Genomic DNA, 23,254 nt, shown 5'->3' with positions numbered 1-23,254 from the left:
AGTCGAATTGGTTACAAACCAACCATTTTAAAGACATTTTTAAATGAACCAGTTTATGATACTTTATAAATTATCGCACCAAGAGGATATTTCTACTTCATGAATTACGTCATTTTACACCCATTAATACGAATCGATTAGAAACAATAACTTATGAAAAATATTAGTAGAAGAAATTTCCTTATAAAAACTTCATTAACTGGAGCAGCCATATCATTAGCTCCTTTAGTAAAAGCGAATGATTTCACAGATTTTACTGCTGGACAATACATGGGCGGATTCAAAGCTCCTAAATTAAAAAATGTCAAAGCGGCGTTCATTGGTGTAGGAGCAAGAGGCCCTGGACATGTTAAGTTTTTCTCTAGTCTTCCTGGAACAGAAGTTGTTGCGATCAGTGACCTATATCAAGATAAGGCCGAAAATGCGAAAAAATTAGCTCAAGAACAAGGAGGAGAAGGGCGCCATAGGAATATTAAGTTATACTATGGTGGCGAGGATAAGTGGAAAACGATGTTAGACGAAGTAAAACCTGATGTGGTATTCATCTGCACGAACTGGAAGAATCATGCTCCGATGGCAATCGAAGCGATGAAGAAAGGTGCGCATGCCTTTGTGGAAGTACCAATCGCACTGACACTTGGGGAGATGTGGGATATCGTACAGACCTCTGAAGAAACTCAGAAACACTGTATGATGATGGAAAATGTTAATTACAGCAGAGATGAGTTAATGTTCCTAAATATGGTTCGCCAAGGTGTTATCGGAGAAGTATTACATGGTGAAGCGGCGTATATCCACGAACTTAGAGGACAAATGAATTCAGTAGAGAGAGGTACCGGATCATGGAGAACACCTCATTATGCACATAGAGACGGAAACTTGTACCCTACTCACGGACTTGGACCCGTTGCTCAATATATGAATCTAGGAAGAGGAGAAGATAATTTCAAAAGCTTAGTTTCCTTTTCTACACCTTCCAGAGGTCGATCTATCTATGCTGAGAAAAACTATCCAGCAGATCACAAATGGAACAAATTAGATTATAAAGGAGGCGATCTTAATACTTCTATTATTAAAACGAACCTAGGCAGAACGGTAATGGTGCAGTGGGATGAAACAAGTCCAAGACCATATTCTAGATTAAATCTGATTCAAGGAACAAAAGGAACACTTGCTGGATTCCCAACCCGAGTTGCACTGGAAGGCGGTGTAGAAGGCGTTACGAAAAATCATCATTCATGGGCTCAAGGTGACGATCTAGAAGTTTTGTACCAGAAATATGACCACCCATTGTATACTAGATTGAACGAGAAGACGAAAGATACAGGGCATGGTGGAATGGATGGAATGATGATGTATCGAATAGTAGAATGTCTCCAACAAGGACAGCCCCTAGATCAGAATGTTTATGAAGGATGTTTCTGGAGTGCCGTTGCGCCATTAAGTGAAGCAAGTGTTGCTTTAGAAGGTGCGCCACAAAAGTTCCCAGATTTCACAAGAGGAAAGTGGAAGGAAACAGCGGAACTTGGTATCGTAAGTTAGAATGAAGGATTTTTTTAATGGTCAATTTTATAGCGACTATTAATTGATACGATATAGATAAATAAAAAGAGCCCATGAATATTGTTATTTATGGGCTCTATTTTTCTCTATAAGTTAGATCATTTTCTAACCATCATTTATTCTTTCTCTGCTACAGTCACATCCAGATTTAACTCTTTTAATTGCTCATCATCAATACGTGAAGGTGTATCAATCATCATGTCTCGTCCTTGATTATTTTTCGGGAATGCAATAAAATCTCGAATAGAATTAACACCATTTAATACTGCACACAATCGATCGAAACCGAATGCAATTCCACCATGTGGAGGCGCACCATATTCGAATGCTCCAAGTAAAAACCCAAACTGTTCTTCAGCTTCTTCTTTAGAAAATCCAAGTAAATCAAAATTCTTAGACTGAAGATCTCTGTCATGAATCCTTATAGATCCACCACCGATTTCTACACCATTGATTACTAAATCATAGGCATCTGCTCTTAAGGACTTCATTGTTTCATGATCTCCTGTAAGCATTCTTTGTTCGTCTTCTTTTTTCGGAGCGGTGAATGGGTGGTGCATCGCATGAAATCTGTTACTGTCCTCATCCCATTCTAATAGTGGGAAGTCAACTACCCATAGTGGGTTGAATTGTTTTGGATCCATCAGCCCCATCTTTCTTCCCATCTCTAGTCTCAATTCATTCAGTTGCTTTCTTGTCTTATCTTTTTCACCTGAAAGTGCAAAAATGATATCACCTTTTTCAGCACCCATCTTATCTGCCCAATTTTGCAATGCAGCATCATCGAAGAACTTTCCAACTGTAGACTTGAACGAGCCATCTTCATTGCATTTTACATATACAAGTCCTTTAGCGCCGATCTGTGGGCGTTTCATCCAGTCTGTTAATTTATTCAGGTCTTTATTTGAATAATCAGCTGCAATTCCTTTAGCAACAATTCCAACAACCAACTCAGCTGAATCGAAAACATTGAAACCTTGATTCTGAGTGAATTCATTCATTTCTACAAATTCCATCCCGAATCGAGTATCTGGTTTATCTGAACCGTAGCGACTCATAGCGTCATCATATGACATTTTAGGAAAGTCAGGAAGATCAATAGAAAGTGTTTGCTTAAATAAGTGCTTTGTTAAGCCTTCGAATGTATCTAGAATTTCATCTCTAGTAACGAATGCCATTTCGCAGTCTATCTGTGTAAACTCTGGTTGACGGTCTGCTCTTAAATCTTCATCTCTGAAACATTTAACAATCTGAAAGTATCTATCCATTCCTGCAACCATAAGCAATTGCTTAAAGGTCTGCGGTGATTGAGGCAGTGCATAAAATTGACCTGGATTCATTCGACTCGGCACTACGAAATCTCGCGCTCCTTCTGGCGTACTTTTGATTAAAAATGGCGTTTCCACTTCTACAAATTCTGAATCAGAAAGATATTTTCTCGTTTCTATTGCTAGTTTACTTCTGAAAATAAGATTATCTCTCACTGGAGCTCTTCTCATATCCAGGTATCTATATTTCATTCTTAGGTCATCACCACCATCTGTTTCATCCTCGATGGTAAACGGAGGCGTTTTAGATCCGTTAAGAATTTCAAGTGTTTTCACTTCTATTTCAATATCTCCCGTAGGTCTATTAGGATTCTTGTTACTACGCTCCCGAACTACACCCGTTACTTTTAATACGAACTCACGACCCAATTTTCCTGCTTGCTCAGCTAGAACTTTATCATCTTCAATATTAAAGACCAATTGAGTTATGCCATATCTATCTCTTAAATCGACGAAAGTCAATCCACCAAAATCCCTACTCGCTTGATTCCATCCACTTAAAGTTACTTCACTTCCTACGTCTGAGATTCTAAGCGCTCCACAATGATGAGTTCTATACATTTTGTTCTTATTTTCTAATTAAGCCGCAAAGTTAATTTTTAATTGATAAATGGCAAAGCTATAGTGAAATACGATCATAAAGTGAAGGTTTTAGATTTGGAAAACCACAGATCTTGCGAGAGCTCGACGATCCCTGCTCTCCGTTTCGCTTCGAAGATCTGATCCCGAATCTCAACTTTGATCAAGGTACATTTAATCCATTCAGCAAGTCATGGTTAGTAAATCAGGTGCAGAGGACCATGTTTGTTTGTAATATTAGTACTCTCAAATGACAGAGGTGCAGCGCACCGACTTTGTAGCTTGCAATTTCAAAACATTATGCCTCAGAGAGAACAGTTATAAGAACTTTTTAATCCCTACACACCGCATAGCTTCGACAATCTGATCCCGAATTTTAACCAAAAAACTAAAAACAAACGACTGAAAACTAAACTCCAACCTCAACCCTTCACCAATTACTAAAAATCGGCTAAGCAGTCTCTTCGTTTCACTGCGAGCTTACCTGTCCGATTTATAAACTATTCATTATCTATTATCATCTATCGAAGAACACTCACGGGCATATCGTTATCATAATTTCCTGCTATCACTGGAGTCTGACGATTAGAAGTATACGTCCTCACATTCTTATTCACATAATCAAACAACTCAGAAATCGTAACGATCTTATTTCGATTAGCATCCGCCTCTCCTCTTAGTCCTCTGATCAGATAATGACTATAGATTCCTTGTCGAAGCCCGCTCGTTTCCATAGAGATCTCTTCACTTTTCGAAGACGTAAACAAAGCCGTTCCAGCTGAAGCATTTTCAAAACCATCAAAGAAAGATTGCATTCTCGTAGCATCGAAAGGACTCTTCATTGCTAACAAAGAACCCGAATGGCACGCGTCTGCAAAACAAATTTTGTGCTTTGCTTTAGATTTATCTAAGATTTCCTTGATCTCTGAGTGCTGAAGTATATTATTATATCCATCGAAATCTATAGGCAGAAATGAACCTGGCAATCCATGCCCAGAATAGTATAACATGATCACATCATTCTCATCTGCCATAGAAAAGGTATTCTCCATTTCTGCTAATATCCTTTTTCTAGATGCCGATTCATCTATCAATAAAGAAATACGTTCATCTGGAATCGCACCGCCTTCTGGACTTTTCAAGAATGCATATACTTGATAAGCATCGTCATCAGTATACTTAAGTGTAGGCATGTGGTTGTAACTTGCAATACCAACAATAACTGCATAAATCTTAACTTCTTTAGTTTGCTCTACTAATTTGATCTTGTTTTCTGGCTTAAACCGTGGCTTTTCAGATGCATGTATTTTCTTTAAAGGATAACCCGCACTCCATAACGCACCATACACCGTTCCACTTGCGAAATACATCACACCTTCTCCATCTGGTGCATTATTTTTCCACCCACCTTCGTATCGATCACCATTCGCATAATAACAGATTCCTTCTCCTTGTGGTAGTCCGCCATAAAATTGACCTACAAAATAAGATCCATCCTTATAAGTATACTTGCCTTCTCCATCACCGCAATTTACTCGATTACAATTCGTATATACCCTACTCCCCGACTCTACTTTCTCCTTTGCATATTGCACTTTCTCCTTTTTAATAACTGGTTTCGAGCTCGCTAAAACAACATTACTTTCATTGCTACCTTGAATTTTTCCATTGACCCAATTCACCATTTTCTTTTCGCCACTTGCATATTCCACAAATCCTTGTCCTTCTAGCTGATCATTTTTCCAATGGCCATCATACACATCTCCGCTTGCTAAAGTTAACTTTCCCTTCCCTTGACGGTTATTTAATTCGAAATCTCCAGCGTAAATAGAACCATCTTTATATTTCATTACGCCTTTTCCGTGACGTCTCTGACTAGACCATTGACCTTTATAAATACGACCATCGCTGAAATACAAAGTTCCGTATTCGTGTATCCGACCATTTTTGAAATTGCCCGTAAACTTAGAACCACTATTAAAAATATAGGTTCCCTTCCCGTTACTGCAATTCCCCTTGATACATTGAGCTGAAAGACTAATGGCACATAGCGAAGTGATCGCTAATATTAAATACACTCTGTTCATTCTAAAGATTTAATGATATTAAAATTGAGTGTATAAATTTTTATATAGTCTATGATTTGATTCCTATATGAAACTTGGTTTTGTATTTAAATATTGCTGTTTAGAAAAAATTTAATTTTCTTTTCAGATAAAGCGCAAGTTAGTTTGCATTTCTCCCCGTCTTATGGGGCTTGCCACTTTTTTACAGATCAAGTTTTACGAAATATCTTATTGTGTAATAATATTTATTTAAGAAATAATTAAGATTTAGGCAGCACATTTCGAAAGGCTATCGTTTTAATACTACTTAAAAAGATATCTTGAGAGGCAGCTCATTCGAAACTCTCACTATTCATTTTTTTTGAAGAGCTGCCTTTTACTTTTTCAGCATATTATCTAAGTCCACATTTTCCTCTATTAATTGAATTGCCCGTTTCACCTTCCAAGGTGTATTTCTATTAATTTTTACTTCGATCCTACTGATTTTCAATACTGATCCATAAGTGTCTAACAATGTTCTAACCATTGGAATTTTATTTTTGTCAATATAGGGGAAGGCACTTTCTTCGATCTCTCCTTTTCCCGTTACGACAATTCCCGACAATGGGGTTTTTTCTTGGCCAGCAGCCTTAGAAAGCACTTGAATTTTCGCAATGGCATTATGTAGGTTCTCCGCTCCTACTACCAATAATAAGTTTTCAGATTCTTTGAGTTCATCCATTCGAATCAAAGATCCTGCGATAATATCTTCCACTTCATTGTTAAGGTTTTCAGCATTCGCCATGACGGTTCCATTAATTGCGATACAGATCGTTTTCATAATTGGGTGCGCCAAATGCTTATCATAAGGAATGATTCCTAGCAATTTCAACTCATTACTTTCGAACCACTTTCCCAAGTAGTGTTGGATCTTAGGAATTTTATCTGGCAGTACTTTATTAACGATAACACCTAATATCGGTACATCTTCTTCTCTGAAAAGGGCAAGGCACATGTTCAGTTTATCTATCGTCGATCCTATTCCACCTTCTATGACCATGATGACATGAGCATTCACCATTTTGGCAACTTTTGCATTAGAAACCCCACCGATAGAGCCAACGCCGGGATGTCCTGTTCCTTCATATACTACTAATTCGTGATTATTCTCTAACTTTTCTTTAGCTTCTAAAAGATCTTCAAGAATTTTATCTTTTAGTGATGGATCGTCTATGATTTTCTCAGTTGCTCCCTTTCCTAATATAATCGGACTGTGAACTTCAGGAATCATATTGAAATTGATAAGATCCGCAAACAAGAGTGTATCCTTATCTACTCTAAGTTTTTCAATATCGAGAAATTTCTGTCCTACGGGTTTGCAATATCCGACATTCAATCCTTTCTTAAGGAAAGAGGCTACCAAACCAAGTGTTGTCGTGGTTTTCCCCACATGCTGACCAGAGGCCGCAACGTATATACTTTTGTATTCCATTCTATTGTGAAAATTATAAAAGGAATTTAAGCATATTATATGAAAGATATAATCTTACTTACATTTTTATCAAAGTTATCGTCGGATAATAAAACATTCCTTTCCTAAAAAATTGAACTTTTAAAATACGATTGTATATTAGGGCAAGAAAAAAGTTAACGTTAACATAAAATGGAATACTAAATAAAAATCTGATGAAAAAAAGAGAGTTTTTAAAGAGAGCAACGATTTATACGGTAGGTGCCGCTGCATTGCCATCTTGCGCAATGAAAATACCTAAAAATGGAAAACTAAGGACAGCACATATCGGTGTATCAAATATGGGAATGGCAGATCTTAAGGATATTTCTTCACACAGCTCTGTTGTAGTTACTGCTCTTTGTGATGTAGACTCTAATGCATTAGCTGAAGCAAAGAAAATGTTTCCTAATGCTAAAACCTATGCAGATTATAGACAACTTCTAGTAGAGATCGGAGATGAAATAGATGCAGTCATCGTTTCTACTCCAGATCACACACATGCACCTGCATCAATGGCAGCAATGGAGTTAGGCAAAAATGTATATTGTCAGAAGCCTTTGACGCATCATGTTACTGAGGCAAGAGCAATGGATAAGTTAGCTAAAAAGAAAAATTTAGTTACTCAGATGGGTATCCAAGTGCACTCATTTTACGATTATATTCTTGCTACTAAATTAATCCAAGGAGGCATTATCGGGAAGGTACACACGGTTCGTGCATGGTCTCCTAAAAACTGGGGATATGACGGTCCTGTTCCTACAGGTTCAGATGCTATCCCTGAAAATTTAGACTGGAACTTATGGTTAGGAACCTCAGCAGAAAGACCATACAAAGATGGATTCTATCATCCAGGAAACTGGCGTAAACTGCTAGACTACGGATGTGGAACGTTAGGTGATATGGGTGTTCACATATTTGATACTCCTTATAATGCATTAGCATTAGATGTACCTAAGACCATCGTAAACGAGTGCAGAGAACCAAATGGATTCAGTCATCCGAACAATAACATTGTAACTTATGAATTCCCAGGAACTAAATATACCACTGAAAACTTCAAGTGGATATGGTATGATGGCCCAGGAGCTCCTGACATGCATGAGGACTTGAAATTACCGAACAATGATGCTCTACCAGATCAAGGTGCTATGTTTATCGGTGAAAAAGGTAGATTACTACTTCCACACTTTATGAAATTACCAAGTCATATCGTAGATGGCAAGTATGTTGACCTTGACTTAGATAGTATTCCTGCAGCGAAAGCATTAGGAGAACCTGTAAGAGATTACGGAACTCAAGGAGCGTTACATTATCATCAGTTCGTGGATGCATGTCTAGGGAAAGCAGAAACATCTGCACCATTCTCCTATGCATCTAGATTAACTGAGACCATACTGTTAGGTGTTATTGCGAACAGATTCCCAGGAAAGAAATTACACTGGGATGCTAAAAAAGCACAATTTGCAGAAGCAGAAGCTAATCAATATTTAGATTCTCCTTATCGTAAATTTTAAAACGTATTGACCGAAATTGTGAATGGGTTAACGTGAATAAATCTATAAGTAAAAAAACATTACTATCGCATTCACAAAAATGACAATAGCCATCTATTCAATTAAGAATAGATGGCGTTTTTTATTTCTATTATATGCTGCGAAAATATTGCTTACTTCATCTTAAGCCTTCCATATTCCATTTCAATATCAAACTTCCTTTTCCCACTTCCGATTCTCTCGTTTAGAGAAGTATCATTTCCAGACTCTATTACTGAGTCATCTAGCGCTCTGGTTAAAGATAGATCTGTATATCTTCCCTCATATTCTATTTCATAATCATTACATCCATCCATATCAAAATCAATTTCTGTAAATCCTACTTCTAGATCAACTTCAGCATCAGAATTACAATCTAATTTTCGAACTCTGATCGCACCATATTTCTGATCTATATCCAAATCTTTCTTCAGGTAATCTATCACAAAGTCTGTGTATTTCGTTTCAGAAGATAAGCTTTCTATTTCACCTAAATCCCAAGAATCGTACTTCCCAAAGTTTGTTATTTTTCCAGCTCTTTCTATAACATAGTTATCATACTTCGTTTCCGATTTCACGTTCACTACGTCACCTATTTTGATAGAAGAATACTTAGAATTAATGTTTAAATTTTGAGTAGAGCTACCTTTAATATTGCTGTATTTTATATCCGCAGTTAAATTTCCTAAATCACCAAAGTCTGCATTCCCATATCCCAAGTCTAGAGCAACTTTACCTTCTATAGATCGCATGACCACATTTCCATATTTCATTATAACTGACGCGCCATTATCTAGATCTGGTAGGTATGCGTTCCCATATTTATTTTCTAATTTCAGATACAGCGTTTTCGGCATTTTCACTTCATAATCTATCTCGTAGTCATTACCACTACTCCATGAGCCCCAGCTAAACCAAGAGTTGCTTTTACTTTCTATCTCCGTGAAAGCAGAAACATAATCACTAGATCCATTGAACTGGATATCAATTCTATCGAAGATTTCATCTGCCTTAGACTGCGATCCCGTCTTCACAGTAATCGTTACCTTAATATCGATCGAATTCTTATCCCAATCAGAAATGGTAACGTTACCATATTTATTTCTTATATCTAGCGTTCCATCTGAAGTAATATCAAATGATTTCTCTATCACCTTTTCAATGTCCACCGCTGGACTAGCAGCATAGCCTTGGACTACTCCAACAACAAGCAATACTATGCTATATATTAATGGTCTCATCATCTGTAATTTTAAGTTCATTGCTATTTTTTTTATTGATTATTCTTTCCAGAATATCGATTTTTGTTTTATAATTTTTAATCATCAGGTTAATCAGAAATTCTTTATTCTGATGATCACTGGTCAACATTTCTTCTTTTAATTCATTATACACCTCATCCAATTGTTTCAAATCATTAAGGACTTCACTATCGATACCAGCGTCTTTCGCTTGTGACATTTTATAGTCTATCGTGGTGGTGTAATAATCATTCGTTTCCTGAAATTCTTGGAAGTCTTGTTCATTTGCGAAAAGATTCTTATTAATGTCGCTCCCTGAATGCTGAACGCCCATAAAATAAGCAGCTACAACTAGAACCATTACAGATGCAGCAACAGCCATAGAGCTCCATAGTTTTCTTTTCTTCTGACTTGGGATCTTATCTTCTATACCTTGCCAAAGATTAATAGATGGTTCATCTACGTCTAACTCTGCCCTATTATTTCTGATAAAATCTTCTAAAGAATCGCTCATAATTCTATTTTTAAATGGTCTCTAGATTTAATAATTTCTCTCAATTTCGATTTAGCTCTGCTAAATTGTGATTTCGATGTGGAGGTACTGATATCAAGTATCTCACTAATCTCTTCATGGCTATAGCCTTCTAGTAAATACAGATTCAATATAGTTCTGTATCCATCCGGAAGTTGCTGGATAGCCTTGTGTACAGCTGCAATGTCATATTGCATCTTTTCGTTAGTCTCTTCTGTGATCTCTGAAGCATGATCTGGCATATCTGCGAAACTCATCTTATTTTTCTTGATTTGATTCAAGCAATTATTGATGACGATTCGCTTTATCCACGATCCAACTGAAGCATCTCCTCGAAATTTTTTCAGATTGCGAAAAACATCGATAAACGATCCTTGCAGCACATCCTCAGCATCCATTTTATTTCCCATCATTCTTAAGCAGATATTGTACATTGCTTTAGAATATTGCTGATAAAGCTTTTGCTGCGAATTTCTATCTCCTTTAATACACATTCTGACTAAATCAGCATGTATAGAAGTATTATTCACTTAAAGTTTGGGTTTTGTTTTATGTCAATGGTTTTTATACCAATTGCCACATATTAAAGACAAGATAGAAAATGAAGGGTTGCATGCTTTCTTTTTTTTAGGTCAATTTTTTTATCTAGTAAATCATTGAGTTTCTAAATCAAGAAAGTTATACGAAATATAAAAGGTCAATGGAAACTAACTAAATGACAGTATTCCTCTAGCACTAGCTAGCTCTCTAGGCTCAGTATAAATGTATTAAGGAATGTAAATGGATTCTAAGTCAATAGACTTCTATGTGAGAAATTAACGACAACCTATTATTCAGGCAACGCCCTTATTTTCTTTTAAAGACCAATAACAGATTATTCTTTTCTTAGTAAGTAACTGATAAATACTTCAAAGCTACCTGGCGTAACCTGATTGATTGTGCTTAAAGGAACTCCGTAAGATAATCCTAAAGAAAAATCTTTATGGATCGCAATGACTACTAAAAAGTCAAGAGATTGTAATCCGAAACCATTGGTAATTTGTGAATTTAATTGGACACCAGCGTCCATTTGGCTTTTGTAATTATAACCTATGAAGTATTGCAAAAGTGAATACTGCCCACTGTCAAATTGTAAGTTCAATCTATTATTCAACTTAGATCCTCCACCCAATGGTGCTGCAACATTGACATAAGTAAAAAGTGGCGTATTATTACTAACTTTCTCACTGCCGAACAATCCTATACGGTTTGCTAACAACCTCGGAAGACTGATTCCAAAATCGAAAATTCCGTTCTGGTAATGCATTCCTATTCCCGTATTAAAACTTGAATAATTATAAACTCCATCTGAGATAACGGGATCATCTGAAAGTGGATCGCTTAACAATACATTCGGCTTTGTGAAATCTTTTTTTCCTTGCTGGAAAGAAGCTAGAATTCCGAACCGAATTTTGGCTTCCTCTATTTTTAATAAGTAACTATAATTAACATCGAAGGTGAATCGACTAGAAACGCCTGATGTGTTTCTGAAAATATTAGCTCCGATTTTACTGTTATCATCTAAAGGCACAAGTGCGCCTACTACTTGAGAACTTGGCGCACCGATTGCCCCGTTCCATTGTTCTCTATTCAAAAATACAAATTGCGTTACATCCTCTTGGTCGATGTGCGCTGGATTCACAAAGTTCCCGTGAACAATCGATGAGGTATATGGCAATTCGAGTTGGCCGCTCAAACATTGACAACTAATAATAAGAAGAATAATAATGGATAGATTTTTCATATTAGCGTTCTATTGAAATGAAACCTTGAACAACACTTGCTTTGCTGTCTTTCCTAAATATGTAATAATAGGTGCCTTCCGGAAGTGGTTCTCCATTAAAAGTGCCATCCCAAGTATTATCATATGGTGATTGCTCAAAAATCGTATTCCCTAGCTCGTTTAGAATCACCAGCGAATTATCAGCAAGTTCGGATTCCTCTATACATGGTATTACAAATCGATCATTCGCACCGTCATTATTGGGTGTAAGGACATTACTTCCCTTGCAAGAACCCGCGTTATATAGAATGACAATCTCTCCCTCATTACATAATTCTGCACATGCATCATCGCAGACCTTATATGTGAATTTTATAGGACCACCGATAAATTTTGGATCTGACTTGTAGATGATAGCTTCGCCAGAAACAGAGGCACTTCCCCATCTAGGCGATGAAACTTCTGCAATACGATAAGTATTACCAGTAATTAAAATATCATTTTCAAGTGGATTAAAGGTCAACTGTGCCTCACTCATAGAAAGGGTATCAGAGAATGGCAGCGGTTTCGTTTTTTGCTTAAGCACTACAGAGTCTCGATATACAATTCCGCATTCGATATGTTCTACGTTCCAGACAGCGAATGTGCTATCCACATCTACAGTGACCATAATCTCAGCCATCGGATCTGTGATATCGTCCACAAGAACTCCTTCAGAAACAGTCCAAAATGCAGATAACTTAGTCGTATTTACTTCATCCGCATTCATGATCAGTCCATCTCCTACACAGAAAAGCTGTCGATCTCCTGCAGAAACATCAATATTTCTTACATTCTCAATTTCTAAGAATAACGGTTCATCAAATGGTATGATGCATCCATTGTAATTGAACTTTAGGGAGATTTCATTTAATCCAAATGCAAAAACACTCATGTCTTCTACTTGATAACAATTCGAACTGGTTTCACCCAAAAGTAAATCGTTATAAAACCATTGGAAACTGATTCCGCTAGTAGGTTCCGTTGTTTCAATACAAAATTCAAGTCCAGAATCATCATTATTACAACTGTAGATGAAATCTGCAGCAAGGGTCACTCCTATACGCGGATCTATAAGATCTAAATTAATCGGTGAAGACCAGTCTGATGGACAGCCATTAGCAAAAGATCGGGCTCTATAGTCACCGGCATCTTCTGTTTTCAAAGTTAGTCTTAAAGTATCAGCATTGATAATTTCACCAGATGGTAGTTGCCACTCAACCGGATATTCTCCGCTCAAGTCAGCGAATAATTTGAATTCATTTTCTGTGCATTCCTCCCCTGCTGTACTTATATTAGGTACAAATGTATTTTCATTAACAACTAAGTTCACAATATCACTTTCAGGCGACGTACACTGGCCAATCATGACTTGTACCGAATAATCACCAGCTATTTCCGAATCTACCTTCGGGATAACTATTTGATTTACGGTAGTCTCTAACATTCCTTGGGGAGTGTTCCATTGATAGATCGCGCTAGAATTGTATTGATTTGTTTTTATGATCAGAGAATCTCCGATACACGCAATTGGGTTCAAGTTTAATGTGGGTTTAACGGGACTTACTATAAAATTCAACACAAAATCGAACGATTCTGATTCACAATCACCACTTAATAGTTTTACTGTATAAATTCCGTTATCAGCAAAAGTATAATTCTCTATACTTAGTGATGAAGATTGAGAAGTGATATTAGGGCCCGTCCACTCGAATTGAACATCTGCTGCCATACTAAATTTAGGTACAATGGTCAATGTCGTTTCTTGATCGATGCATTCACCCTCTTCACTCACAGTAACACCTATAATTCTAGGGAGTACTACTGTGTTTATAAATATTTCATCTTTATATTCACAACCATTAATCGTTGTAATAGAGGCTTGGTACAATCCTGTTTCTGCTATAATATCTGGGGTGAAAGCATTAGACTGGAAGTCATTAGGCCCAGACCAGAAGAATTGTGATTCAGGTTCAGCATTTGTTGATAATTCAATTTCAGCGCCCTCACATTGAGTCGCTACAGGAGTGATCTGAAAGGCTAATACTTTTTCTATATCAACTGCAATAGGGGAACTTGGTGGTGATTCACAAGCACCATTTTCTACAGTTAATGTCCATATTCCAGTAAAATTAGGAGTAACATTCGGGATATTAAGAAATGGTTGATTATTCCTAATTGTTCCTGATGGACTTGCCCACACATATACATACCCACTTCCTTTTACGGAGCTCTCTAAGGATAAAGTATCACCAGCACAAAGTCTGCGATCTCCCAATATTTCAGGAGCTGGTGGTGTTACATTACTCGTAACTGTTGTGGTTAATGTATCGGTTATACATTTATTATTTTCAATAACTAATTTATACACACCTGAAAAAGCAGATGTGAATGAATCTGTTACTACTGGCATCGGAAGATCAGATTCAAATCCATTCGGACCATACCAAGAAATCAAATAATCATCTTTCGGATCATCTACGCAAAGTGTTAGAGGAGATCCTATACATCCAGGGATAAGTGCTGTACATATTGCTCCCTCAGGCTGCCCTCTTATTTCTACTGCTATTCTTTCCGAAGAAAGTGATTCGCACTTACTATTAGATACGTTCATACCAAGAATATATTCACCTGGTTCAAATTCTATATCTATAAATGGAACTTCACTCGTACCTAATAAAAACCTTACATTATTAATATACTGGTACCAATTGTATCTCACTTCTCCTGAAATTTCATTCGAAGAAAGCCTATGCGGTATCGCAGTACATCCAATCTCCTCAGTTGTAAAGAGAGGTTGTTTTACATCATCTATTTCTACATCTATAAAGCCTTGACTAGTACATCCAGTTATGCTATTTGTTATCGTTACAAAATATCGTCCCTCATGAATAGTTTGTACTTCAGGAATGTATGGCTCAGCCAAAACACTTGAAAACCCTCCTGGTCCATCCCAATCATATGTATATTCATCCTTTGCTGGTATATTAAGGAATAATTTTAATGAATCTTCAGGACAAATTCCCGCACTAAAACTTAAAGGTACTGGCCCATCTGATATATTAAAAGTTCCTGTACAAGTGGAAGTATTATCTGAATTATCTATGATTAAAACATTTCTTGTAATCACCTGATTCAAATCAAAACAGCTGTATCTATTATTTTCTATGACAATATTTCGGATACCGCAATTATCTGTAGAATTTCCAGCTAGCATAAACGGTGACAATGTAAATGATTCTAATTGAACAGCAACTACTGGCACATCGATATTGTCACATATTGCAATAGGGAACTGATCATCTTCAACTTGAATCGTAAATGAACATTGAGACTGATTATTAGAAAAATCAGAAGCTACAACTCTAATCGTTGATGTTCCAATAGGATAATAGATTAAACTGTCTTTTATCTCATCGTACAATCCTGAAATAACCATATCCATCGCTCCGTCTATTGTTATTTCCAATTTAATCTCTTCATCACACGGATTGTTTATGATCGCAATTTCAGAAATAAGCATTGAGGCTTCACATCCATCTGCTGGAGAATTCAGTTGCATATTTACTCCGCATATCAATTGAGCGGGTGAATCATCAAATACCGTAACATTTTGCACGCATGCCGATGTATTTCCTGCGCAATCTTCTGCAATAAACTTAACCACATGAAATCCTGCATTGATGTCTGTAGAAACTTCTAACCCTTCCACTTCTATAGCCGCCTGCTCATCTAATTGGAAATAGGTTGTTATATTCCCAGTCTCACGTTCTATCGTTATAGTTTGGCTAACGGTTATCGATCCATCGTCACAAACATCATTAATACTATTAGCAGGAGTTGCTTCATCTACATCAGCAATAAAGTAAAAGGAAATATATCCATCACTTGCCCATGTTTGCATCTCACCTTTTGTGAAAGGACCTAACTCGAAAGATAAGCTACCACATTCTTCGCTTAACAATGGTGTTACTCCTATTTCTATATTGTTTTCATCTTCTATGTGAAAAAATTCTCCTTCACCTTCTCCATCAATATTGGTTAAAGTAACCGTGAAGAAATTCTCTTCTTTGAATTCAATTTCTGGAGTGTATTCTCCAAGTCTAACTTTTAAAGTATCGACAATAATATTTTCAGCACCCGGAGTTTCCGATGATACCGATTTCATATCAGAAAAGGCGTATTCTATATTTTCTATGACACAAGAATCCGATGTTTCCGGAATATCAAATGTTAGATTCGTAGTACAATCACCGCCAGTAAGATTGACAGTAATATTCGGAGCACAATCTCCTATAATAGGAAGCACTTCATCTACATAGTAAAAAGTAGCCGATTGAGCCATTGCATTTCCGCAGTCATCTACAATAATAAAATCAACCGTTTCATACTGTATAGCACCTGGAACAACACCGCATTCAGGTGCATTCAAGCCACTTGGGTGAGTACCTGGAAAAGTAGCGATATCATTAATATCGTATGATCCTGGAACTGCCGCAAAAACGTAATCAACTTGATTACAAGCATCTCTATAAGTTGCATAACCAAGTTTATCCACCCAATCATTAAATATTGGATACGGATTATCGACCATGCCACACATGACACTAATATCTCGCGGTTCATTTACAAAAATCGGTGGTGTATTGTCTATGACTGTAATTAATTGAATTGCTGAATTGGAATTCCCGCAAACATCGTACACTGTCCATGTTCTTTCTATGGTGCTATCACACATCATTTCGATGTCTTCATCTTCATAAGTGGAAAAAATAGGTCCCCCACATTCGTCAGCAAATGGTGTGATATTTCCAGCAACTGGTAAATTATTTAGATCAGAACAATTGATCGTGACTGCTGGAGGTGGTGTAAATGTTGGACCGACTGTATCAACAACAGAAATGATCTGAGTATATCGAGCGGTATCAGCACAATTATTAGTTGCCGTAAAAGTTCTAGATACAGTGTATACATAGAAGTTACACGTATCTACATCATTACCTCTATCAGAAAAATTAGTAGTAAATACAAAAATATCCCCATCACAATCATCTGTGGTTTCGATTTCTGACGGAAACGGGTTATAGGTATCACAAGTTACAGTGATGTCTTCAGGGGGATTCACAAAGGTTATCTGTCCATTAATCGAGTTAATGAAAAGAAGTGTAGTAATCCAAAAAAAGCTTAGTCTTAATTTTGTCTTCATGAAAAATAATTCATGATATTTCCCACCTAATGTTAGATACTAATCTCATTCTTCTTCAGATTTATTGAGCTTTTTATCAGCTACATTTTTATCTAAAAAATCATTCAATTCTTCAATTTCAAAGTTGCCTTGAATTTGTCCAAATTCATTGACTTTGATATCGAAACCTTCTAATTCCTCATGAACGATGGGTTTCCCCTTCTTCTTCATTTTTTTAGGCATGAAATATAATTTACTTAATATTTAATTCTAATATGATCAAAAATTGTGCTCACTTTTAAGAAACTACTTGATTAAAGTGGTTTAAGCCCTCACCAAGACGTTTTAATGACTTCTCTTTGCCTAACAACTCCATGGTCTGAAATAAATCAGGCCCCTGCATCGTCCCTGTTGTCGCTAGTCTTAGAAATGGCATGATATCACCATAACCTATTTCTTCTTCTTTTATAAATGCTTCCAGTTCACCTTTTAGACTTTCGCTAGAAAATTTGTTCGTTGAAAGTTGTTCAGAAAACTTAGCAAATTTCTCAGGCCTATGATCTTTCCATTTCTTCCGAATCATCTTTTCTTCATAACTCTTAATATCCTCGAAAAAATAATATCCTGAATCGTAAAAATCTCCATACAACTCGACCCTTTCTTTCATTAATCCAACAAACTCTTCAAGATATTCATCGGATACCTTTTCATAAGTTTCTGCATCAAACACCTTCAAGTAAGCTGCAATATCTTTATTATCACTATTGATAATATATTGTTGATTGTACCACTTAGCTTTATCTATATCAAATCTCGCACCAGATTTTACAATTTGGTCTAAATTAAATGCTTCCGCTAGTTCTTCGATGGTAAATATTTCTTGCTCAGTACCTGGATTCCAACCTAGAAAGGCTAGAAAATTGACCGTTGCCTTAGGATCAAAACCAAACTCTCTAAATCCAGTAAAGGAATCTTCTTCTGTTTCAGCCTTCCATTCTAAAGGAAATACTGGAAATCCAAACTTAGCTCCATCTCTTTTACTTAGTTTTCCCTTACCATTAGGTTTCAAGAGTAGTGATAGGTGTGCAAACTTAGGCATCGTTTCTTCCCAGCCTAGCGCTCTATACAAAAGGACATGATGTGCTGTACTTGGCAACCATTCCTCTCCTCTAATAACGTGACTAATTTTCATCAATTTATCATCGACAATATTCGCCATGTGATAGGTAGGCATTCCATCTGCTTTCAGCAAAACCTTGTCATCTAATTCTGAAGAATTAAATTTCACTTCACCTCGAATGATATCATTTACTACAATTTCTTCTCCTGGTTCTATTTTTAATCTGACAATAACGTCATCTGAACTAGCAAGGAGATCAGCAGTTTCTTTTTCTGTCAATGTCAGACTATTCTTCATCGAAAGTCTAGAACTATGATCATATTTCGGAGCACGATTGCCTTCTGCTTCTAATCTAGTTCTCATCTCAGATATTTCTTCTGCACTATCGAAAGCATAATATGCTTTCCCAGCTTCGACCAGTTGTTTAGCATATTTTCCATAAATATCTTTCCGCTCAGACTGTCGATACGGCCCATAATCTCCACCGAAACCTGGTCCTTCATCTGGAGTAATGCCACACCATTCTAAAGATCTAATTATATAATCTTCCGCTCCTTCTACATACCTATTCTGATCTGTGTCTTCTATTCTTAAGATGAAATCACCTTTATATTTCTTAGCTATCAAGTAGGTATAAAGTGCCGTCCGTACTCCGCCAATATGCAATGGGCCAGTGGGGCTCGGTGCAAATCTTACTCTTACATTATCCATGTCAAATATTATTTTTTAGTCAAAATAGTCTTCTTACTCTACTGTAAAGATTGTGCCACTTCTATGGACAAATTCTGCTTATTGTCAATTTTACCATAAAATATAGACTCCCTGACTTATCTAATACCCTACAAATCGCTGTATAGCTTAATTTATATATACAATGAAATCAGATAAATATATATTACAAAAATGTAGGCGATCTTAGTCTGTCCTCCAGTCATCATTTTAATAAAATCCTAAGATTTTATTGGTTTCCAAATTATTTCAAAAGAAGATAGAAAAATATGCTTGATTTGACAAACACTTCTTTTCTAGGACTTTAACGTTTAGTTTACGACCACTTCTGAGCATTATTGGCATATTTTATCTATTTTTATTATGCAAATTATTTTTAATCTTCTGAACTCAGACCATTATGTCTATGTACTTGGCTAAAACACCCCAGTTTTTCCAATCCCTCTTCCCTAACTTTGTATGGAGAATTCCTACAGAAGAGAAACATATTCATCTGACTTTTGATGATGGGCCTATTCCTGAAGTAACTCCGTGGGTATTAGACGAGCTAAAAAAATACAATGCTAAAGCCACCTTCTTTTGCGTAGGTGATAATATTAAAAAGCATCCTGAAATTTTCCAAAGATTATTGGACGAAGGACATCAAGTAGGTAATCATAGTTTCAATCACCTTTCCGGATGGGCAACAGATAATTTATCATACTTCCACAATATTCGATACTGTGCAAGTATGATGGATTCTACTTTCTTCAGACCTCCATACGGTAGAATAAAACCTACCCAAGCGCAATTCTTACAGAGACATTATAAAATAATCATGTGGGATGTTTTGAGTGGAGATTTTGACAAATCGATAACGAAAGAACAATGCTACAATAATGTCATCACCCATACGAAGAAGGGATCTATCGTTGTATTTCACGATAACATAAAAGCTATAGAGAAATTACAATATACGCTGCCTAAAGTGCTAGAAGAATACTCGAATAAGGGTTATCATTTTAAATCGATCAAGCTATAATTCTAAAGGAATATCAACCTACCATAATGACTATTTCTCATTCAGCTTCACTTGATTATCTTGAAGGATTTTGCCAATAGCTAAAGTGGAAGTATGAATGATATCATTCATATTCTCAAGATCCATCAATTCAACTTCATCTCCTGCTTTATGATAGTAATTGTAATTTTCAAAATCAAACGTTGAAATCGTCTGACTTGGGATATTAAACTCCGCATAAAACGGAAAGTTATCTGATCTTGAGAATAGTTGGTATTTCACTGCCGTAGGGAGGAATTTTACAAATTCGAAACCGACCGCTTTATTCATTTCTTCTGCTAGATTAGACTTATTAAAACCTGTAATATAGACTTGATTACTTCCTGTAGTCAGCGTCTTACCGATCATCTCAAAATTAAAAACATGAGTCAAGTTGTTATTTTCAGCTTTTAATTTTGTGGCTAATTGCTTTGAACCGACGAGACCTGATTCTTCTGCTGTAAACAATGCGACGATAATGTTTTGGTTAAAATCATATTGAGCAAGTACCTTAGCAACTTGAAGAACAGCTGTAACACCACTTGCATTATCATTCGCTCCATTGTACACCTTATCATCCCCTTTAGCAGCACCTAAATGATCTAGGTGTGCGCAAATCATTACATAGTCATTGCTTTCCGAATCATTTCTAATGACACCTACTACATTATTCGTAATACTTCCATCTAAGTCTACACTGTCCTTGTATGATTGATTCCTATAAGGTGATATTTTGTTATTCTTTAAATACAATTCCACATATTCGCCTGCCTTTTTGAATCCATCTGTCAGAGGTTTTCTCCCTCCGAATTCATCTGACGCCAATGCTGAAATGATTTCAGTTGTTTCTTCTAATGATTGAGCAGCATTTATATTTTCAGCCGAAAATTCACTGAGTGGTTTTGTTGTTCTTTCGATACCTTCAGTCTCGTTCGTATTTTGCTTAGTACCGATACAACTTGCAAGTGATAATAGTGTGATCAATAAAAAAAACTTTGTGTGAATATGCATGCTCTATATTATTTATAATGAATCATCAAATATAGAAATTACTTAGACATCCATGAATCAAGACTACTTAATTAAGACAAAATAATACATTTACCTACCTCCTAAAAAGCAAAACTTATCGAATGCCTACTTACCTATTTCTTCTAAGACTTTAATGAACTCAGAAGAAGGCGTAATAGCAATTTTACCTTCTTCGATACGATACTCAAAATTCTGAAATTCCCCTTCATGATACCATAGTATATTAGAACTTATAGATCCTGGGCCTTTCTGACAAACTTGATCTACGATCGGAATGAGAACATTAATCGCCGAGACAACTTCGAGGGAGTCAATCTTATAAATAAAAAGCAATGACCGAGTAGGTGCAGCAACTAAAGCACCATATCTCCCAAGTAAGTCTGGACGATTAGATAGATCCAAAATGGTGTTAGGAATATAAAAATGTTGAGCTTCTGAAACGTGAAAATTGACACCACTAACTTCGACTTCCGAAATCGGAAACTCGTATTTATTAAACATATTCTCTAAGCCTAATTCATACAATTCATCAAAACTCTTGTCCCAACTTTCTATGTCGTTCCCTGAAATACTTACAACTGTCGTAGGAAGATCAAAACACAAAACAGCATAAATATCTCCTGCAATGAGCTTCGTTACCTTTTCAGCATTAACAGGAACTTTCGCAAATGATTCATGCTGAATCCTAATGCTTACAAACTCCTGAGCAAAATCGAAATTACCTTTATGCTTGTCGAAAGCCGCTTGATTCTTCTGCGCTTCGATCATCTGATTAAAATGTACAGAAATCTGACCTTCGTAATCTTCCACATTCAAACCACTGCAGTGTTGCGCTAAATTCTGCAACCCTAGATTGCTCAACCCAAATCCCTCATCCAGCACTTTCACCACCCCGTCATTTATTGCTATGGACACATTATGTTTTTCGAAGTAGTCTCTTACTAGTTTCATGAAAACGCCAAAATTCTCCTTATTATTAAATCCAGACCAAGATGGTATTAGCGAATAAGAAACATACTCATATTGGTCATCATTCAATACACCATATTGCGAAATCGCTTCCCCTTTTAATTCTAATTGCTTTGCATTCAGAAGACCATTATTTATTAACTGAGAAAATTTCACATGTTCTGGCTGGTCATGATCAAATTTCATTTGTGTCAACTCAACAAAATTAGCCATAAAATCAACCAGCATTGACTTAAGGAATTGTTCTCTGTATTTTCTAGTCGTCGATGGACTTGGAAAATAAAACCTAATTCCTAAATCATGCGAAATTTCTAAGACTATATCTGTGCCATCTGGCCCTTGCAACCCATATTGGTTTCGGTCTGATGGAAATAGGGTTCTCTTTATTTGTTCGTCTGCATTAATCCTTGTTTGCCTAAGCACATACCCATGAAGAAATGTTCCATACTTTTCGAGAATCTGATTAATCTTTTCTAAGTAATTATACGACAAAGAATTATGAAAAACCTCATCCGACTCTGTCGCCCACCATACGGCAAAATCACCTTGACAAGAAATATCTTTGTCATACCGAATATCAGCAAGTTGTAATGGCTCTACTATTTTCTTTTCTGGAACGACTGTATCAACAGGTAGTGCGCTGAAATGCACTAAATGCTTAAATGCTGTTTCTCCTATATTTCTTCTTAGATCTTGATACTTGGCTAAATCATCCTCATTATAAATGAAATAAAAAGCATACTGCTCATCTCCCATTTTGCTGATCAGAGGAATAGTCATCGCTCCTTTCTCTATGAGTGTAGTGTACATCACTTCCTCCTTGCTTTCTAGCCCTCTTTCCTTTGCGATTTCGGAAAGTTTCGACATCGCTATAATCGCATCAATCCGAAGTGTATTGGTATTTGTTAGTTCTATTTCCCCAATCGGAAACTCCGCACTATTTGTTATGAAACTTGATTTATTATTTGACTTTTTCGGCTTGTCATCTTTAATAGGCTTACTAGTTGACCCTCCGAATATTTTTTTAATCCAGCTCATAACAAAAA

Annotated in this window: 15 protein-coding genes; 3 read left to right on the top strand and 12 right to left on the bottom strand. The window is 36.4% G+C overall.

The window, feature by feature from the left end; all coding sequences use genetic code 11:
* Positions 1-153: 153 nt before the first annotated feature.
* Positions 154-1,542, top strand: coding sequence for a Gfo/Idh/MocA family protein (locus tag L2586_RS17830; protein ID WP_235294298.1), 1,389 nt, complete (start codon positions 154-156; stop codon positions 1,540-1,542).
* A 137-nt stretch (positions 1,543-1,679) separates the two neighbouring features.
* Here L2586_RS17830 and aspS read toward each other — a convergent pair whose 3' ends face one another.
* From aspS to L2586_RS17815, 3 genes are all read right to left on the bottom strand, one after another.
* Positions 1,680-3,452 carry an aspartate--tRNA ligase gene (gene aspS, locus L2586_RS17825; protein ID WP_235294297.1) on the bottom strand — a complete coding sequence of 591 codons (1,773 nt, stop codon included), beginning with the start codon at positions 3,450-3,452 and terminating at the stop codon, positions 1,680-1,682.
* A 539-nt stretch (positions 3,453-3,991) separates the two neighbouring features.
* Positions 3,992-5,557, bottom strand: coding sequence for a caspase family protein (locus L2586_RS17820; RefSeq protein WP_235294296.1), 1,566 nt, complete (start codon positions 5,555-5,557; stop codon positions 3,992-3,994).
* Positions 5,558-5,912: 355 nt separating this feature from the next.
* Positions 5,913-7,007, bottom strand: a complete 1,095-nt coding sequence (locus L2586_RS17815) for an AAA family ATPase (RefSeq protein ID WP_235294295.1) — start codon at positions 7,005-7,007, stop codon at positions 5,913-5,915.
* Positions 7,008-7,201: 194 nt separating this feature from the next.
* On the opposite strand from L2586_RS17815, the gene L2586_RS17810 reads away from it, so the two are divergent.
* Entirely contained in the window at positions 7,202-8,542 is a 1,341-nt protein-coding gene (locus L2586_RS17810) for a Gfo/Idh/MocA family protein (protein ID WP_235294294.1), read from the top strand.
* A 152-nt stretch (positions 8,543-8,694) separates the two neighbouring features.
* Here the strand turns inward: L2586_RS17810 and L2586_RS17805 are convergent, their stop codons facing one another.
* The 7 genes from L2586_RS17805 to gltX all read right to left on the bottom strand — a co-directional run bounded on the left by L2586_RS17805 (position 8,695) and on the right by gltX (position 19,150).
* Complete coding sequence (locus tag L2586_RS17805) at positions 8,695-9,822, bottom strand: hypothetical protein (protein WP_235294293.1); 1,128 nt, start codon at positions 9,820-9,822, stop codon at positions 8,695-8,697.
* Entirely contained in the window at positions 9,782-10,315 is a 534-nt protein-coding gene (locus L2586_RS17800) for a hypothetical protein (RefSeq protein WP_235294292.1), read from the bottom strand. The genes L2586_RS17805 and L2586_RS17800 overlap by 41 nt, the downstream gene beginning before the upstream one ends.
* Positions 10,312-10,863: an RNA polymerase sigma factor gene (locus L2586_RS17795; RefSeq protein ID WP_235294291.1), complete on the bottom strand. Its 552-nt coding sequence runs from the start codon at positions 10,861-10,863 to the stop codon at positions 10,312-10,314. The genes L2586_RS17800 and L2586_RS17795 overlap by 4 nt, the downstream gene beginning before the upstream one ends.
* 344 nt (positions 10,864-11,207) lie before the next feature.
* Positions 11,208-12,116, bottom strand: coding sequence for a PorP/SprF family type IX secretion system membrane protein (locus L2586_RS17790; protein WP_235294290.1), 909 nt, complete (start codon positions 12,114-12,116; stop codon positions 11,208-11,210).
* Position 12,117: 1 nt separating this feature from the next.
* Positions 12,118-17,340: a gliding motility-associated C-terminal domain-containing protein gene (locus tag L2586_RS17785; protein WP_235294289.1), complete on the bottom strand. Its 5,223-nt coding sequence runs from the start codon at positions 17,338-17,340 to the stop codon at positions 12,118-12,120.
* Positions 17,341-17,385: 45 nt separating this feature from the next.
* Entirely contained in the window at positions 17,386-17,562 is a 177-nt protein-coding gene (locus tag L2586_RS17780) for a hypothetical protein (protein WP_235294288.1), read from the bottom strand.
* A gap of 55 nt (positions 17,563-17,617) precedes the next feature.
* Positions 17,618-19,150 carry a glutamate--tRNA ligase gene (gene gltX / locus L2586_RS17775; RefSeq protein WP_235294287.1) on the bottom strand — a complete coding sequence of 511 codons (1,533 nt, stop codon included), beginning with the start codon at positions 19,148-19,150 and terminating at the stop codon, positions 17,618-17,620.
* A 418-nt stretch (positions 19,151-19,568) separates the two neighbouring features.
* Between gltX and L2586_RS17770 the strand changes: the two genes are divergently transcribed.
* Positions 19,569-20,189, top strand: coding sequence for a polysaccharide deacetylase family protein (locus tag L2586_RS17770; protein WP_235294286.1), 621 nt, complete (start codon positions 19,569-19,571; stop codon positions 20,187-20,189).
* A gap of 30 nt (positions 20,190-20,219) precedes the next feature.
* On the opposite strand, the gene L2586_RS17765 is transcribed toward L2586_RS17770, so the two are convergent.
* A complete protein-coding gene (locus L2586_RS17765) occupies positions 20,220-21,191 on the bottom strand; it encodes a M28 family peptidase (RefSeq protein WP_235294285.1) in 972 nt (323 codons plus the stop codon).
* 153 nt (positions 21,192-21,344) lie between these two features.
* Entirely contained in the window at positions 21,345-23,246 is a 1,902-nt protein-coding gene (locus L2586_RS17760) for a hypothetical protein (protein WP_235294284.1), read from the bottom strand.
* Between the last annotated feature and the right edge of the window lie 8 nt (positions 23,247-23,254).

This window comes from Portibacter lacus, assembly GCF_021533215.1.
Classification (GTDB): Bacteria; Bacteroidota; Bacteroidia; order Chitinophagales; family Saprospiraceae; genus Portibacter; species Portibacter lacus.
Note: the sequence above shows the minus strand (reverse complement) of the source record. Positions and strands in the feature narration are given on the sequence as shown.

Excerpts from the sequence above, each read along its gene's own strand:
- gltX (WP_235294287.1), bottom strand. The coding sequence starts at position 19,150 with ATGGATAATGTAAGAGTAAGATTTGCACCGAGCCCCACTGGCCCATTG.
- L2586_RS17810 (WP_235294294.1), top strand. The coding sequence starts at position 7,202 with ATGAAAAAAAGAGAGTTTTTAAAGAGAGCAACGATTTATACGGTAGGT.
- L2586_RS17830 (WP_235294298.1), top strand. The coding sequence starts at position 154 with ATGAAAAATATTAGTAGAAGAAATTTCCTTATAAAAACTTCATTAACT.
- L2586_RS17780 (WP_235294288.1), bottom strand. The coding sequence starts at position 17,562 with ATGCCTAAAAAAATGAAGAAGAAGGGGAAACCCATCGTTCATGAGGAA.
- L2586_RS17800 (WP_235294292.1), bottom strand. The coding sequence starts at position 10,315 with ATGAGCGATTCTTTAGAAGATTTTATCAGAAATAATAGGGCAGAGTTA.
- L2586_RS17790 (WP_235294290.1), bottom strand. The coding sequence starts at position 12,116 with ATGAAAAATCTATCCATTATTATTCTTCTTATTATTAGTTGTCAATGT.
- L2586_RS17805 (WP_235294293.1), bottom strand. The coding sequence starts at position 9,822 with ATGAACTTAAAATTACAGATGATGAGACCATTAATATATAGCATAGTA.
- aspS (WP_235294297.1), bottom strand. The coding sequence starts at position 3,452 with ATGTATAGAACTCATCATTGTGGAGCGCTTAGAATCTCAGACGTAGGA.
- L2586_RS17760 (WP_235294284.1), bottom strand. The coding sequence starts at position 23,246 with ATGAGCTGGATTAAAAAAATATTCGGAGGGTCAACTAGTAAGCCTATT.
- L2586_RS17785 (WP_235294289.1), bottom strand. The coding sequence starts at position 17,340 with ATGAAGACAAAATTAAGACTAAGCTTTTTTTGGATTACTACACTTCTT.
- L2586_RS17770 (WP_235294286.1), top strand. The coding sequence starts at position 19,569 with ATGTCTATGTACTTGGCTAAAACACCCCAGTTTTTCCAATCCCTCTTC.
- L2586_RS17815 (WP_235294295.1), bottom strand. The coding sequence starts at position 7,007 with ATGGAATACAAAAGTATATACGTTGCGGCCTCTGGTCAGCATGTGGGG.
- L2586_RS17820 (WP_235294296.1), bottom strand. The coding sequence starts at position 5,557 with ATGAACAGAGTGTATTTAATATTAGCGATCACTTCGCTATGTGCCATT.